Origin of the sequence: Amycolatopsis sp. NPDC058986, assembly GCF_042741125.1 — a bacterium.
GTDB lineage: Bacteria > Actinomycetota > Actinomycetes > Mycobacteriales > Pseudonocardiaceae > Amycolatopsis.
Map to the genome: position 1 here is coordinate 84,276 of NZ_JBHYJW010000021.1, position 14,989 is coordinate 99,264.

Sequence of the window (14,989 nt, forward strand, 5' to 3'; positions counted from 1 at the left end):
GTCAGAAACTCTGCTCGGTGTACCGGGTCCGGCAGGCCGAACGCTGGATCTTGCCGCTGGAGGTGCGGGGCAGCTCCCCTGGCCCGATGATCAGCACGTCCCGCAGGGAAAGCCCGTGCCGCTGCGAAACGACCGCCCGGATCGCGGCCGCCGCCTCGTCGTGGTCGAGTTCTTCGGCGCTCACCTGCTTGGCCCGTTCCGCGACGACGACGGCCTGCTCGCCAGAGTCCCCTGGCACCGAAAACGCCGCGACGGCGTGCCGCCGGACCGCCGGATGAGCCTGTTCGACGCTGTGCTCGACGTCCTGCGGATAGTGGTTCCGGCCGTCCACGATGATCAGGTCCTTGAGCCTGCCGGTGATGTACAGCTCCCCGTCGACCACCACGCCGAGATCACCGGTGCGCAGCCAGCCGGCGCGCCCCGGCCACGGCGTGACGACGCGGCCGTCCTCGTCGAGCAGTTCGGCGTCGAACACCGCCGCGGAGTCCTCCCTGCCCCAGTAACCCTGTCCCACATTCGGCCCGCTCGCCCAGATCTCGCCGACCTGCCCGTCGGCCAGCGCCGTTCCGGTCCGTGGATCGGCGATCCGGATCTCCTGCTCGACGGGCCGCCCGGCGGAGACCAGTGTCGTCGACGAACCACTGCCCGGCTCCACGACGACGGCCTTGCCGGCGGCGAGCGCGACCCGTTCGAAGCTCACCCGCCGGGGCGGCGACCCCGCCGGGGAGACGGAGACCATCACGACGGCTTCGGCCAGGCCGTAGGTGTGCCGGTGCATCGACGGTTCGAGACCGCATTCGGCGAACTTCGTGTAGAAGACGTCCAATGTGGACGGAAGGACCGGTTCGCTGCCGTCGCCGAGCGAGACGACGTGGCTCAGCCACAGCCGCGCTTTCTCCTCCTCCGTGGTCCGGGAAGCGGTGTAGCCGTAGGCGAAGTTGGGCGCGGCGGTGACCGCGGGCCCCGGCGTCGCCGCCAGCTGTTCGAGCCAGCGCTGCGGCCGGGCGAGAAACGCGATCGGGTCCATCAGCGTGGCGGGGAAGCCGCCGTAGACCGGGGTGGCCAGCCCGACGACGAGCCCCATGTCGTGGAACAGCGGCAGCCAGCACACCGACGTCGTCCGCCCCTGCTCGCATTCGTAGGAGCTCACCCCTTGGCTGGCGTTCGCGACCACGTTCGCGTGGGTGATCATCACCCCGGCCGGTGCCCGGGTCGAGCCGGAAGTGTACTGAAGGTACGCGAGGTCGTCCGGGCGCAGCAGGACGTGTTCGTAGTCCTCGGCGGCCCTCGGCGGCAGGACGTCGACCGCGATGATCTGTGGCCCGGAAAGCCCGCGTTCGACGAGGAAGGCATCGACCGCGTCGGTGTGCCGCCGGGTGGTCAGCACCAGCGACGGCGCGCAGTCCGCGAGTACCCCGGCGAGCCGTTCCTCGTGCCCCGGCAACGGGGACGGCTCGAACAGCGGCACGGCGACCAGCCCGGCACGCAGCGCGCCGAGAAAGGCGACGACGTAGTCGACCGACTGGTCGATCAGCACCGCGACGCGGTCGCCGAGTCCCGCGCGCCGCTGGCACCACGCCGCCACACCGTCCACCCGGGAATTCAGCTCACGCCAGGTCAGCGACGTCGGCACGCCGTCCGGCTCGTCGCGATAGTCCACAAAGGTCACCGCGCACTCGTTGCCCCGGGTTTCCGCCCAGTGGTCGAGCGCCGCGGAAAGCGTGGGATGGCCGGGATCCGTCAGTCCCGTCACCCCGCGCGAGGATTCGGAGGTCGTTGTCATCAGGTTCTCCTAGTGTCCTGCGCCGGAAATGCGGTGTGTATATCGGTGGATCCAGGTTTCTGCTGGCAAGGCGCCGGTCCTCCCTCGTACCGGGTTGTACTCGGGTGGACCGGCAACGCCGCCAGCGGGAAGCCGGGCCTCCGAGATATGTCCCTGATTTCTGGCGCAGGACACTAGATACCCATGCCACTCGCCAGCACCGGCCACGACCGGTGGAAGGCGAACTGCCAGTACGGCCACGAATGCGTGCCCGCGCCGTAGAAGTCGACGGTCGCGGGGACGTTCTGCTGCTTGAGCTTGTCGACGAATCCCTGTGTGTTCGACAGCGCATTGCTCTCCAGCAACGCGCCCACCTGCGGCGGCGACGACGGCCCGTCCAGCGGCCCGGTCTGCCCGTTGCCACACGAGATGTAGAGCTTGACCCCGCGCAGTTTGTCCACTTTGAACGCCGGGTCGTGGTCCTCCCACCGTGCCCGCTGCGACCACGGATCGCCCCACAGCACGCCCCAGATCGGGAATCCCTGCGCGATCATGTTCAGCTGCGTCACCTCGGGAATTCCCGGTGCCAGAACGTCGATCGCGCCGCTGTAGGCGGCCGCGGCGCCGAACGTCCCCGGATAGCGCGTCGCGTATTCCATGGCACCGTAGGCACCCATCGAAAGCCCCGCGATCGCACGCCGGTCACCGGCGCCGTAACCGCGTTCCACGATCTGCCTGACCTCGGTCATGTGGAACTTCTCCCAGCGCGGGCTACCGAACAGGCCGTAGTTCCACCAGTCGCTGTACATCCCGATCTTCCCGGCGCTCGGCAGCACGACCAGCGCCGGCTTGTCCGCCGTGAACTGCTCGACGTCGGTGAACTTCGTCCAGGACTGGTAGTCCGCGGTCTCACAGCAGCCGTGCAGCAGGTAAAGCGTCGGCCAGGCCCTGCCGTCGCCCTTCGACCAGCCCTGCGGCGTGAGGAGCCGCACCAGCCCGGTGGTCCCGAGCGCGGGCGAGGAGATCTCGATGTCCAGCGTGCGCGCGTCGATCTGGGTCTCCTTGACCACCTTCGCGCCGTCGTCGGCCATCGCCGCGGGCGCGGCGCTCGCCCCGGCGACCGGTATCAGCGCGCCGGCCAGCAACGCCATGACGAGTGCCCTGATCGGTATGCGACGACGCTGTCGGAACCGGCTGTTCATTTCTCTTCTCCTCGGATCGGCAGCGACGCGGACACGCGGTCCGCGATCACCGCGACGTGCGGCGGGTCGATGACCGTGATGTGGTCGCCGTGCACCCGCACGATCTCCAGACGGGGGCAGAACTCGTCCCAGCCGAGCGCGTCGTCGGCACGCAGGTAACGGGGGTCGAGCGTGGTGGTCAGCGGATGCGGGTCCTTGGCACGGAACAGCAGAACCGGCCCGCGGTACTCGGCGGGGGTGTAGCTTTCGGCGATTCGAGCGTCCACATAGGACGTCTGCTGGTGTTCGAGCACCGCCGCGCCCATGGCCGCGACCCGCTCGCGCAGCCGCCGCAGCACCAGGTCGTTGCGCTCGGCCTCGGCCATCCCTGCCAGCTCCTCCTCCGGAAGGCCGAGACCGACCTGGTAGGTCTGCTCGATGTAGTCGATGAACCGGCGCAGCCGGGTCCGCAGCACCTCGTCCTGGGACTGCTCCGCCGCGGGCAGCGGGATGATCGTGTCGATCAGGAAGAGCAGGTCCACCTCGTCGCCCTCGGTGGTGAGCTGCCGGGCGGTCTCGAAGGCGAGCAACCCGCCGAAGGACCATCCGCCGAGCCGGTAGGGCCCCTCGGGCTGCCGCCGGCGGATCAGCTCGGCGTACCGGGCGGCCTTGGCCTCCACGGAATCCAGCTCGTCGATCCGTTCCATGCCGTAGACGGTCACGTCGCCGCGCAACAGCCGGACCAGCGGCCGGTACGCCGCCGTCGGGCTGCCCGCGGCATGGAACAGGAACAGTGCCGGTCCGCTCCCGTCACCGCCGAGGAGCCGCACCGGCCCCTCGCCGTGTCCCTCCAGCTCCGCCCGTACCACGTTCGCCATTCCGGCGATGGTGGGCTCGGCGAACAACTCCTCGGCGGTGACCTCGCGGCCCAGTTCCGTGGAAACGTTGTCACGTAGCCGATCGGCCGCCCCTTCCTCTTTCCCGATCTCCGCGAACGGTACGTCCACGGCGACACCGTCGGCGCGGTCGCCCAGCACCCGGCGCCACAGCAGGGCGACCCACCGCTCGGCGAGGTCACGCGTTCCTGGCCCCCTCACCTCGGCACGGGGCTCGGTGCTGCTCGGCACCAGACGGTCGACGAGGTGATCGGCCAGTTCGGCCAGGCTGGCGCCCCGCAGCAGAAGCGGCAGCGGCAGCGAAGTGCCGAAGGCGCGTTCGACCGCGGCACGGGCCCGCATCGCCAGCAGCGAGTCGAGCCCGAGCGACGTCAGCGAGGCGTGCGGGTCCAGTAGTTCGGCGTCCCGCCACATCATCTCGGCCACCACCGACAGCAGATGCTCGCGGACGACGGTCCGCGCGCGCTCCGGGTCCTCGACGGCGAGCGCCCGCAGGGCACCAGTGTCCATTCCGGACTCGGCGGTGGGATTCCGCCCGGCCAGCGCCGCGAAGATCGGCCGTTCGGCAAGCCGGGGGAACAATTCGAGGACCGTCCCCGCGTCCATCCGCGTGATCGCGGTTTCGCCGCGTCCGGACGCGAGCACGGCCGACAGCGCCGCGAGTCCTTCGCTGGGCGGCATCGGGGCGAGGATCGGATTGTCCCGTCCGGCGGCGCCGCCGACCTCGCCCCACGCGCCCCACTGGATCGTGGCCCCTGGCAGGCCCTGCGCGCGCCGCCAGGCGACGAACGCGTCAAGCCACGCGTTCGCGGTCACGTAGGCGACCTGGCCGGGTGACCCGAACAGGGCCGCGGCCGAGGAGTACGCCAGCCACCAGTCGAGTTCCCGGCCCGCGCACGCCTCGTGCAGTCGCACCGCTCCCTCGGTTTTCGCCCGCCACACGGCGGCCAGATCCGCCGGTTCCAGCGCGAGCACCGCGCCGTCGGCCAGCACACCGGCGGCGTGCAGGACGCCCCGCAGCGGGACGCCATCCGCGACGGCCTGCTCCACCAGCCTTTCCGCGACCCCGGGATCGGCGATGTCCCCCGAGAGCACCTCGACTTCGGCGCCGGAGTCGCGAATCTCACCGATCGCCTCCTCCGTCGCGGACGCCGGCCGCTTGCGTCCTAAAAGGACAATCCTGGTGGCGCCGCGTCCGGCGAGCCAACGGGCCGAGAGAAGGCCCAGACCGCCGAGGCCGCCGGTGATCACGTAGGCGCCGTCCCGGACGACCGGGATCGGCTCTTCGGACGCCGTGAGTGCCGCGCGGGTCAACGCGCGGACGTAGCGGCGGCCGTCCCGCCACGCACATTCGTCGTCGGGCGCGTCCGCCGAGAGTTCGCGTACGAGCGCTTCGTCGGCATCGACGTCGACCCAGCTCGCCCGCAGTTCGGGATGTTCGTAGGCCAGCACCCGGACCAACCCACGCACCGCGGCGTCGCCGGGCCGCCCCGGCTCCCCTTCGGTCACCACAGCGGCCTGCCGCGTCGCCAGCCACAGCCGGGGCGGCGCACCGTCGAGTCCGGTCAGCTCGCGCACGACGTCGGCCGAGGCCAGCACCAGCTCCCTGGCCTCGCGGGGTTCGGCCGGAGACTCTCCGGGGAGGATCACGACGCCGCCGACGTCCGCACGAGGCGCGATGAGCTTCGCGAGCTCACCGCGACGGCTCAGCGGGATCGACACCGGTTCGTGTCCCTGGCCGGCGAGCAGGGCGGCGATCGCGGCGGCCTGTGCCTTGTCGTCGTACAGCAGGACCCAGGCGCGACAGCGGCCGGCTGTGGCGGTCAGCTCGCCGGGACGCCATTCCGCTTGGTACGCCAGCCTTTCCGGGGTGAACGGCAGATCCGCGGGACCAACGCACTCCCCGGTGACGTCCTCGAATTCGGCCAGCACTCCGCCGTCCGGACCGAGCAGCCACACGCCGTCCGCCGACGCCGCCGCGCGGGTGGCGTGCCGGGCAACGCCCGTCAGGCGAACCCGGCCGAACCGCACCGGCAGCCACGTCCCTTCGCCCGGATCACCCGCCTCGGAAGCCAGCAGCCGCAGACAGGCGTCACCGAGCGCCGGGTGCAGGGCGAAGCGCGTATGCCCGGCACCGCTGGGCTGCGTGACGTCCGCGAACACCGCGGCTTCGTCCACTTCGGACGATGAGACGCGCGTGGCCACCGCCGTGGCTTCCGCGTACACCACCCATTCCCCACCACACCGGGCCAGCACGGACAACCGTACCCCGTCCCCCGCCGCGCGCTCGGCCGAAACACACACCGCGGTGCGTTCGGCCAGTGGAAGGATCCGGCGCAGAACCACGCCCCGCAGTTCCGGGTTTTCCTTGCGCGGTAATACTTCCCTGGCCGCGGTGAGCAGCAGTTCCAGGAACCCGGCGGCGGACAGGATCGGGACACCGTGCGCGGTGTGGTCCGCGAGCCACGGATGCGCGGCGGTACCGACATCGCCGTGCCACAGCCAGCGCGTACTGCCCGGAACCTCGGACCGCTCGCCGAGGAACGGATGTCCGGAGTGGACGGTAGGAGTGGTAGGAGCCACCCAGTACGGCCGGTGTTCCCACACCGGAGGCGGCAGATCGACCACGACCCGGTCCGGATACCGGTGCCGCAGCACCTCGGGATGACCGTGGACGTGCAGCGTGGCGAGCGCCGCGGCGAAGCCGTCGGACGTGCCCTCCGGATCACGGCGCAGGCTGGGGATCACGGTGACGCGGTCGGACACCGCGGTCTGCTCCACCGCGACGCCGGTGATCGGATGCGGCGAGATCTCGGCGAACACGCGGTGCCCGTCGGCCATGGCCGCAGCGAGCGCCTGCGTGAACCGCACCGGACGGCGCAGGTTCGCGGCCCAGTACTCGGCGTCGAACGACGGCGTCTCCCGGGGATCGTCCAGCACGCTGGAGTACCAGACGGTGGTGGCGGCGCCGGAGTCCAGCGTGCCCAGCGCCTCCCGGAAGCGGCCGAGCAACGGGTCGACGGCGGCCGAATGTCCCGCCCCGCCGACAGGCAGGACGCGGGCAAGGCCGCCGCGCTCCCCGACGTACGCCGCCAGCGCCGTCACCTGGTCCGGCGGTCCGCTGACCGTGCACTGCCCCGGCGACGCGTACACCGCGACGGTCACGTCGGGGAACCGCCCGCCGAGGTCTCGCAGGTCCTCCGGCGCGAGGTCCACTACCGCCATCGCCCCGGTGCCGGAGGCGTCGAGTTCGTCGAGCAGCACGGCACGGCTGATCATCACCCGAAGTCCGTCTCGCGGGTCCAGCGCGCCGACGGCGACCGCCGCCGCGACCTCCCCCATCGAATGCCCGACGACCGCCGCGGGCTGTACGCCATAGGAACGCCACAGTTCCGCGAGCGCGACCTGCATCCCGAACAACGCCAGCTGCCGGGTCGACAGCGCGTCCGCCGTCCCTTCGAGGATCGCGGACAACGCGACCCCCGCGATCTCGGTGAAGACAGTGTCCAAATCGGACACCGCGGCGGCGAACGAGGGTTCCTCGGCCAGCAGGCGTTTGCCCATTTCCGGCCACTGGGAGCCGTGGCCGGAGAACACGAACACCGGCCTGGCTCCCGCATCACCGCCGGCTACCGAAAACCGCCCGGAGGCGAGACCGCGCAACCGGTCCCTCAGCTCGTGGGAGTCGCGGGCGGTGATCGCCGCCCGCACCGGCGCCGGATCCTGGCCATGCGCCAGCGCCGCCGCGACCTCGGCGACACCGAGACGTTCGTCGAGTCCTTCGGCCAGCGCGTGCGCGCGGGCACGCAAGCGAGTCTCCGAGCGCGCCGACAGGGTGACGATCTCCGGGCGCGTGACCGGGGAGCGTTCGCCGTACCGGGTCTCCGGCCACTCCTCCAGCACGATGTGGGCGTTGGTGCCGCCGAAGCCGAACGACGACACCCCCGCCCGCGCGACACCGGGATAGCGTGGCCATTCGGTGTTCCCCGTGACGACGTCCAGCCCTCCGGCCGCGAAGTCGATGTGCGGGTTGGGCGTGGTGAAGTTCAGGCTCCCCGGGATCAGCGCATGCCGCAGGCCCAGTACGACCTTGATGAGCCCGGCGATCCCCGCCGCGCCCTCCAGATGCCCGAAGTTGCTCTTCACCGACCCCAGCAACAACGGCCGTTCCGGCGGCCTCCCCGACGCCGCGCCCAGCACCGCCGCCAGCGCCCCGGCCTCGATCGGATCGCCGAGCAGCGTGCCGGTCCCGTGCGCCTCGACGTAGTCCACCGTGCGCGCGGACACCCCGGCCTTCGCGTACGCCCTGACCAGAAGCCGTTGCTGCGCAAGGGGATTCGGCGCGGTGATCCCGTTGGACCGGCCGTCGGAGTTGACCGCGCCGCCCCGGATCACGGCCAGGATCCGGTCGCCGGCGCGCTGCGCGTCACCGAGCCGCTTGAGCACCACGACACCGCAGCCCTCGCCGCGCACGATCCCGTCCGCGGCGGCGTCGAACGGCTTGCACCGCCCGTCCGCCGCCAGCGCGCCCGCCCGGCCGAAATTCGCCGTGATCCCCGGCGAAAGCAGGAGGTTGACGCCGCCGACGATGGCGGCGGACGCTTCGCCTTCGGCCAGCGCGCGCACGGCCAGGTGCACCGCGACCAGCGAGGACGAGCACGCGGTGTCGACGGTGATGCTGGGCCCGTGCACGCCCAGCGCGTAGGACACCCGGTTGGCGGCGATCGAGGCCGCGGCCCCGGTACCGGACCAGGCGTCGACGCGGTCGAGATCGGTCATCGTCAGCTGGCCGTACTCCGTGGCCGACAGCCCGGCGAACACCCCGCATCCGGTCCCCCGCAACGATTCCGCGGGGATACCGGCGTCGGAGAGCGCTTCCCAGGTGAGTTCCAGCAGCAGCCGCTGCTGCGGGTCCATCACCTCGGCCTCGTGCGGGCTGATGCCGAAGAACTCGGCGTCGAAGCCGGCGACGTCGTCGAGGAAACCCCCGCGCCGCGGCAGTTCGTGCGCGGCGACGTCGGGCGCGAACTGCTCCCACCGTCCGGCCGGGACGTCACCGATGGCTTCCCTGCCCTCGGTCAGCAGCGACCAGAACTCGCCGGGGCCGGACGCCCCGGGGAACCGGCAGGCGACCCCGACGACCGCGACCGGCTCGTCCGGCTGGACGTCTCCCTCCACGCCACCGACGGCCCCGGGCCCCGCCGCGAGTACGCGAGCGAGTTCCGCGATGGTCGGGGCCGTCCACACCAGGGTGCTCGGCAGTGCGCGGCCGAGCAGTTCGCCCGCCTCCGCCGCCAGCATCGTCGCGTCCCGGGAGGACACCCCGAACTCGTGCAGCGGGCGGTCGAATTCGTGCTCGGCGACAGGCCGGTCCAGCAAGCCGCCCAGCCGCCCGGCGAGCCAGCTCCGCCACTGCGGCTCGTCCACGGGCGCGCCTCTGCCGGATCCTCCCGAAACGCCGATCATGCGCCCTCGCCTTCCTTCGACAACGTTGTCGCCACGTTTTCCCGCCCCTCTCGGAGCACCACGAGCGCAAGACCGGCCGCAACCGCCTGAAGCACGGCCGCGAGGAGAAGACCGGCCGTGTATCCGGCCGCGAGCGCGGGCCCGCGCTCCGCCCCGGCGGCGAGCTCATCGGCCCGGACGGTGGAAAGCACGGACCCGATCACCGCGACACCCAGTGCGCTGGCGAGTTCCCGCGACGACATCAGCACGCCCGACGCGGTCCCGGAGTCCTCCTCGGCGACCGCGTCCAGGCCGTGCGCGGTGATCGGGGCGGTGAACGCCGAACCCGCGCCGATCAGCAGCAGCCCGGCCAGCCGGGGTGCGAGCGCGTGCCGGTCGCCGGCCACCGCGAGCGCCACCAGGCCGAGCGCCACCACGAGCAGGCCGAGGCACACCGCGCGCGACGCCCCCAGCGTCCGGGAAACCGGCGCGACGCACGGCGTCGCGCAGATCACCGCGGCGGCCACGAGGACCAGGGGCAGTCCGGCGGCCGCCGGGCCGAGCCCGAGGAATTCCTGATGCAGCAACGGAGTGAAGAACGCGATCCCGCTGATTCCGAGTCCCCACAACACCACCAGGACATTCGACCCGGCGAAGACCCGGTTGGTCAGCAACGCCTTCGCGACGCCACGACGTCCCCGAGTGCCGCGCCGGATCGGCTCGGTCCGCACCGCGCGAGCGACCAGCACCGTCACCGCTACGAGGAGCGGTACGGTACCGAGGAAGATCCAGCTCCAGTGCAGGTATTCGGCGAGGGCACCGCCGAGCCACGGCCCGAGCGCGAGCGCCGCGGCCAGTGCCGCCGTCCAGACCGCGACCGCGAGCCCTCGCCGGTCCGCGGGCAACGACGTCCGGATCAGGCTGAGCGTGCCCGGCACCACGAACGCCGCCGCGGCGCCCTGGGCCCCGCGTGCCACGAAGAGCACCTCCGCCGACCACGCCGCCCCGCCGAGCAGCGCGCCCGCGACGAACAACCCGCATCCCGCCAGCAAGACCCGGCGCCTGCCCAGCCGGTCGATCACCACGCCCGCGGGCAGCATCAGCGCCGCGTACGGCAGCATGTAGGCGATCCCCGCCCATTCGAGCGCTGTCACGCCGAGGCCCAGTTCCCGGCCCATCGACGGCGCGGCCGCGGCCACGATCGTGTTGTCCAGTGTCGCCACGAACGCCACGAGCGCGACGATCGTCAGGACGGCCGTGGTGCCGGATTCCCGGGCCACGGCGACGCGGAGGGTGCTCATCAGCCCGCCGCCGCCTCGGCCGCGCCGGGCACGAGCCGCAGCTCCGGCTTGTCCTGGCCGCGGTTCCGCGACGGGGTGCCGGTCCGGGGAGGCAGCGCGAGACGGAAGATCTTCTTCCACACCTGCCCGACCTGCTTCCCGAGCGGCCCTGTCGTGTAGTTCAGGCCGTAACGCTCGCACAGGTCCCTGATCCGCGGGGCGATCTCCTGATACCGCCGGGCCGGGATGTCCGGGAAGAGATGGTGTTCGATCTGAAAACTCAGATTCCCGGTCAGCAGGTGGAACAGCTTCCCGCCCTCGATGTTCGCCGAGCCGAGCATCTGCCGGTAGTACCAGTGACCCCGGCTCTCGTCCGCGCACTCCTCCTCGGTGAAATCCGCGACGCCGTCCGGAAAATGGCCGCAGAAGATAATGCTGAACGCCCACAGGTTGCGCACCAGGTTCGCCGTGGCGTTCCCGGTCAGCGTGGCCAGCGCCCCGGGCCCGCTCAGCATCGGGAACAGCACGTAGTCCTTCAAGGTCTGCTTGACGCCCTTTTCCCACATCCGGCGGCGCAGGCCCCGGGTCTCCGCCCAGCTCCGGCGCCCGGACAGGATGCGGTCGAACTCGAGGTCGTGCAGCATCACGCCCCATTCGAAGCCCAGCATCAGGATGAGCGCGTACACCGGATTGCCGAGGTAGTACGGGCGCCAGCGTTGCGCGTCGACCATCCGCAGCAGCCCGTACCCGATGTCCCGGTCCTTGCCGAGGATGTTCGTGAAGGTGTGGTGGACGTAGTTGTGCGTGTGCCGCCACTGTTCGGCGGGGCAGACGGTGTCCCACTCGAACATCTTCGAGTTCAGCGCGGGATCGCCCATCCAGTCGTACTGGCCGTGCAGGACGTTGTGGCCGATCTCCATGTTGTCGAGGATCTTCGAGATCGACAGCGCCGCCGTCCCCGCGAGCCACGCGGGCGGGAACCACCCGGCCCACAGCAGCGCCCGGCCCGCGACCTCGAACCGTTGCTGCAGCCGCACGACGCGGCGGAGGTAGGCCGCGTCCCGCTCGCCGAGGTCCTCGACCAGCTCCCGGCGCAGCGCGTCGAGTTCGGCGCCCAGCGCGTCCAGCTGCGCCGGGGTGAGTCGGGGGACTCGGGCCGGGGTCGCCATTGACCCTCTCCTTTCCGGTTCGCTCTACAGGTCCAGCTCGACGTCGCCGCACGGCGCCGTGACACACAACTGCACCCGCTGACCGGGCTCCGCGCTGACCACTCCGTTCAGGACGTTCCGTACCGCGCCGGCGGACTGGACGGCCGTACAGGAATGGCAGATCCCCATCCGGCAGCCGTGGTCCGGGCGCAGGCCAGCCGCCTCGGCCTGCTCCAGCAGGGTCCGCCCGTCGTTGCGGACCGTGCGGCCGCTGCGGGCGAACCGCACCTCGCCGGTCGCCGGTCCGGAGCCGGACGTCGGCGGGGCGAGGGTGAACCGCTCGATCCGCAACCGGTCCGCGATGCCGTCGGTGGCCCACAGCGCGCCGACCGCGTCCATCAGCGAGGCGGGGCCGCAGACGTAGGTCAGCGCGTCGGCGTATCCCGGCGCGACGTCCAGGTGCTCGCGGCGGAATCGCCCGTCCAGCCGTCCGGCGCCGGGCAGCCCGGTGTACGAGTACGCCAGGGTGAGCCGGGGATTCGCCTCGTCCAGCGCGGCGAGTTCCTCGCGGTAGATCACGTCCCACGGCGTGAAGGCGTAGTGCAGGAAGGTGACCCGCCCCTGGTACCCCTGCGCGAGGAGGCCGCGCAGCAACGCCATCACCGGGGTGATCCCGCTGCCGCCGCTGATCAGCAGGACGTGACCGGGCAACGCGGGCGGGAGCACGAACTCGCCTTCCGCCTGCGACAGCACGACAACGAGCCCGCGACGTGCGTGCTCCTTGAGATACCGCGACACCGTACCGCCCGGGTTCACCTGCGCGGTGATCTCGATCGTCCCGTCCCCGTGTCCGGCACCGGCCACCGAGAAACACCTCGTCCGCCGGACACCGTCGATCTCCACGGCCAGCCGCACGTACTGCCCCGGCCGCGCGCCTTCCCAGTTCCCGTTGGGGCGCAAGCGAAGTGTGACACTCTGGGCGGTTTGATGCACGACGCCGGCCACCACCGCCCGCACCTCCCCGACCGACCACAGTGGACTGACAAGGCCGAGGTACCGGTCCACGCCGTGCGGCTCGGCCAGCGCGGTGACCACCCCGGAACCGAGCACCCGGCGCACGTATCGCCACCCGGCGCGGCCGGAACCCGGCGTCACCGCCATGCCGCGCTCCGGACAGCACGACCACGTCCGAACATGATCACACTCACTTCCCGGAAGAACCCCGAAAGCAGGATGAAGCAGCGAAATAGCACTGTCAACGCACATTTACCCGGCGGCACCCTGCACGCCACCGGAAATAGCGAATTTGTCACCTGCCGACGGACGCGACACCGGGACTTAATCACCCGAGGACGGTCTGGACCACCGGACAGGTGACCTCGGTGTGGCCATGAATCTCTTGGGCCAGGCGGCAACCGCCGTCCTCGACGCGGGCGGCGGGGAACCTTGTCACCGGTCTGCGGATGCGCCGGATCGGATTTGTCAGCGGGCGCGGAAAATGTCGAGAGAGCAGCCGGACGACCCTTGACTTTCCCGCGAACGGACGCCGACAATCGCGATCTTGGGGAAAGCCGACGAGTCCCGGCCGCGCCGCCGGCGTGCACCCGGCCGGGAAGGAGGACCGGCATGCTCGCAGACGACCAGCCGATCAGACCCGGCACCGCGGACCGGATCGCCGGCCTGGCCGCGCGGCGGCGCGAAGCGGTGGCGATCGCCGAGAAGCACGCCGCCGACCGGCAGCACACCAAAGGCAAGCTCACCGCGCGCGAACGCATCGACCTGCTGGTGGACCCCGGGTCCTTTGTGGAGCTCGACCAGCTCGCCCGGCACCGCTGCGCGGAGTTCGGGCTGGACGCCGACCGCCCCTACGGCGACGGCGTCGTCACCGGGCACGCGCGGGTCGACGGCCGCCAGATCTGCCTGTTCTCCCAGGATTTCAGTGTGTTCGGCGGCAGCATGGGCGAGGTGTTCGGGGCCAAGGTCCTCAAGGTGATGGACCTGGCGATGTCGATCGGCTGCCCGATCGTGGGCATCAACGACTCCGGCGGCGCGCGCATCCAGGAAGGCGTCGTCTCCCTCGCCTACTACGCCGAGCTGGCCCGCCGCAACGCCCACGCCTCCGGCGTCATCCCGCAGATCTCGATGATCATGGGCCCGTGCGCGGGCGGTGCCGTGTACACCCCGGCGATCACCGACTTCACCGTGATGGTCGAGGAGACCTCGCACATGTTCGTGACCGGACCGCAGGTGGTGCAGGCGACGACCGGGGAGCGGGTGACGCCGCAGGACCTCGGCGGGCCGACGGTCAACACCGCGGTGTCCGGCAACGCCCACCACAGCGCGGCGGACGAGGCCGACGCGATCGACTGGGTCCAGACGCTGCTGGGCTACCTGCCGTCGAACAACCTCGACACCGCACCGGAATTCGAAGATCCGAGCAGCCCCGAACCGACCGGCGACGACCTCGCGCTCGACACCCTGATCCCCGACTCGCCGCAGCAGGCCTACGACATGACCGAGCTGATCGCCCGGATCGTCGACGACGGCGAGTTCACCGAAATCCACGGCGCGTTCGCGCCCAACATGATCTGCGCGTTCGGCCGGATACAGGGCCGCTCGATCGGCGTCGTCGCCAACCAGCCCCGGCACCAGGCCGGTGTGATCGACATCGACGCCTCCGAGAAGGCCGCGCGGTTCGTGCGGTTCTGCGACGCCTTCGGCATCCCGCTGCTCACCCTCGCCGACGTGCCGGGCTACCTGCCCGGCGTCGCGCAGGAACGCGCCGGGATCATCCGCCGGGGCGCGAAACTCGCCTACGCGTACGCGGAAGCGACCGTCCCGCAGGTCACCGTCGTGACCAGGAAGGCCTATGGCGGCGGGTACGCCGTGATGGGCTCCAAACACCTCGGCGCCGACGTCAATCTGGCCTGGCCCACCGCGGAAATCGCCGTCATGGGCGCCGAAGGCGCGATCCGGATCCTGCACCGGCGCGAACTCGCCGGGCTGGACGAAGCCGGCCGCGAGCAAGTGGAACGCCGCCTGGCCGAGCAGTACCGCGAACACCACGCCAGTGTGTATTCCGCGGCGGAGCGCGGATATGTGGACGCCGTGATCACCCCGGCCGAAACCCGCCTTCAGGTGGCACAAGCCTTCCGCGCCCTGCGGAACAAGCGGAAGACGTTGCCCGCCAGGAAGCACGGGAACATCCCCCTCTAGCGCACGAACCGGGAAACCGGCCCCGCCGCGGGCTGCGGCGGGGCCGGTTCACGGCGTCCGG

At 71.3% G+C, this 14,989-nt stretch carries 7 protein-coding genes; 1 reads left to right on the forward strand and 6 read right to left on the reverse strand.

The features are described 5' to 3' along the window. Window position 1: 1 nt before the first annotated feature. The 6 genes from ACFW0G_RS20065 to ACFW0G_RS20090 all read right to left on the reverse strand — a co-directional run bounded on the left by ACFW0G_RS20065 (window position 2) and on the right by ACFW0G_RS20090 (window position 12,873). Window positions 2-1,783 carry a fatty acyl-AMP ligase gene (locus ACFW0G_RS20065; protein ID WP_378326843.1) on the reverse strand — a complete coding sequence of 594 codons (1,782 nt, stop codon included), beginning with the start codon at window positions 1,781-1,783 and terminating at the stop codon, window positions 2-4. A gap of 173 nt (window positions 1,784-1,956) precedes the next feature. Continuing rightward, a complete protein-coding gene (locus ACFW0G_RS20070) occupies window positions 1,957-2,964 on the reverse strand; it encodes an alpha/beta hydrolase (protein ID WP_378326844.1) in 1,008 nt (335 codons plus the stop codon). Continuing rightward, the gene (locus ACFW0G_RS20075) at window positions 2,961-9,266 is read right to left on the reverse strand and encodes an SDR family NAD(P)-dependent oxidoreductase (RefSeq protein WP_378326845.1); all 6,306 of its coding nucleotides are present in this window, start codon (window positions 9,264-9,266) and stop codon (window positions 2,961-2,963) included. Before ACFW0G_RS20075 ends, ACFW0G_RS20070 begins: the two co-directional genes overlap by 4 nt. Before the next feature lie 35 nt (window positions 9,267-9,301). Next, window positions 9,302-10,585, reverse strand: coding sequence for an MFS transporter (locus ACFW0G_RS20080; RefSeq protein ID WP_378326846.1), 1,284 nt, complete (start codon window positions 10,583-10,585; stop codon window positions 9,302-9,304). Beyond that, entirely contained in the window at window positions 10,585-11,733 is a 1,149-nt protein-coding gene (locus ACFW0G_RS20085) for a fatty acid desaturase family protein (RefSeq protein WP_378326847.1), read from the reverse strand. The genes ACFW0G_RS20080 and ACFW0G_RS20085 overlap by 1 nt, the downstream gene beginning before the upstream one ends. Window positions 11,734-11,757: 24 nt before the next feature. Then, window positions 11,758-12,873, reverse strand: a complete 1,116-nt coding sequence (locus ACFW0G_RS20090) for a ferredoxin reductase (protein WP_378326848.1) — start codon at window positions 12,871-12,873, stop codon at window positions 11,758-11,760. A gap of 465 nt (window positions 12,874-13,338) precedes the next feature. Between ACFW0G_RS20090 and ACFW0G_RS20095 the strand changes: the two genes are divergently transcribed. After that, window positions 13,339-14,928 carry an acyl-CoA carboxylase subunit beta gene (locus tag ACFW0G_RS20095; protein ID WP_378326849.1) on the forward strand — a complete coding sequence of 530 codons (1,590 nt, stop codon included), beginning with the start codon at window positions 13,339-13,341 and terminating at the stop codon, window positions 14,926-14,928. Window positions 14,929-14,989: the final 61 nt, after the last annotated feature.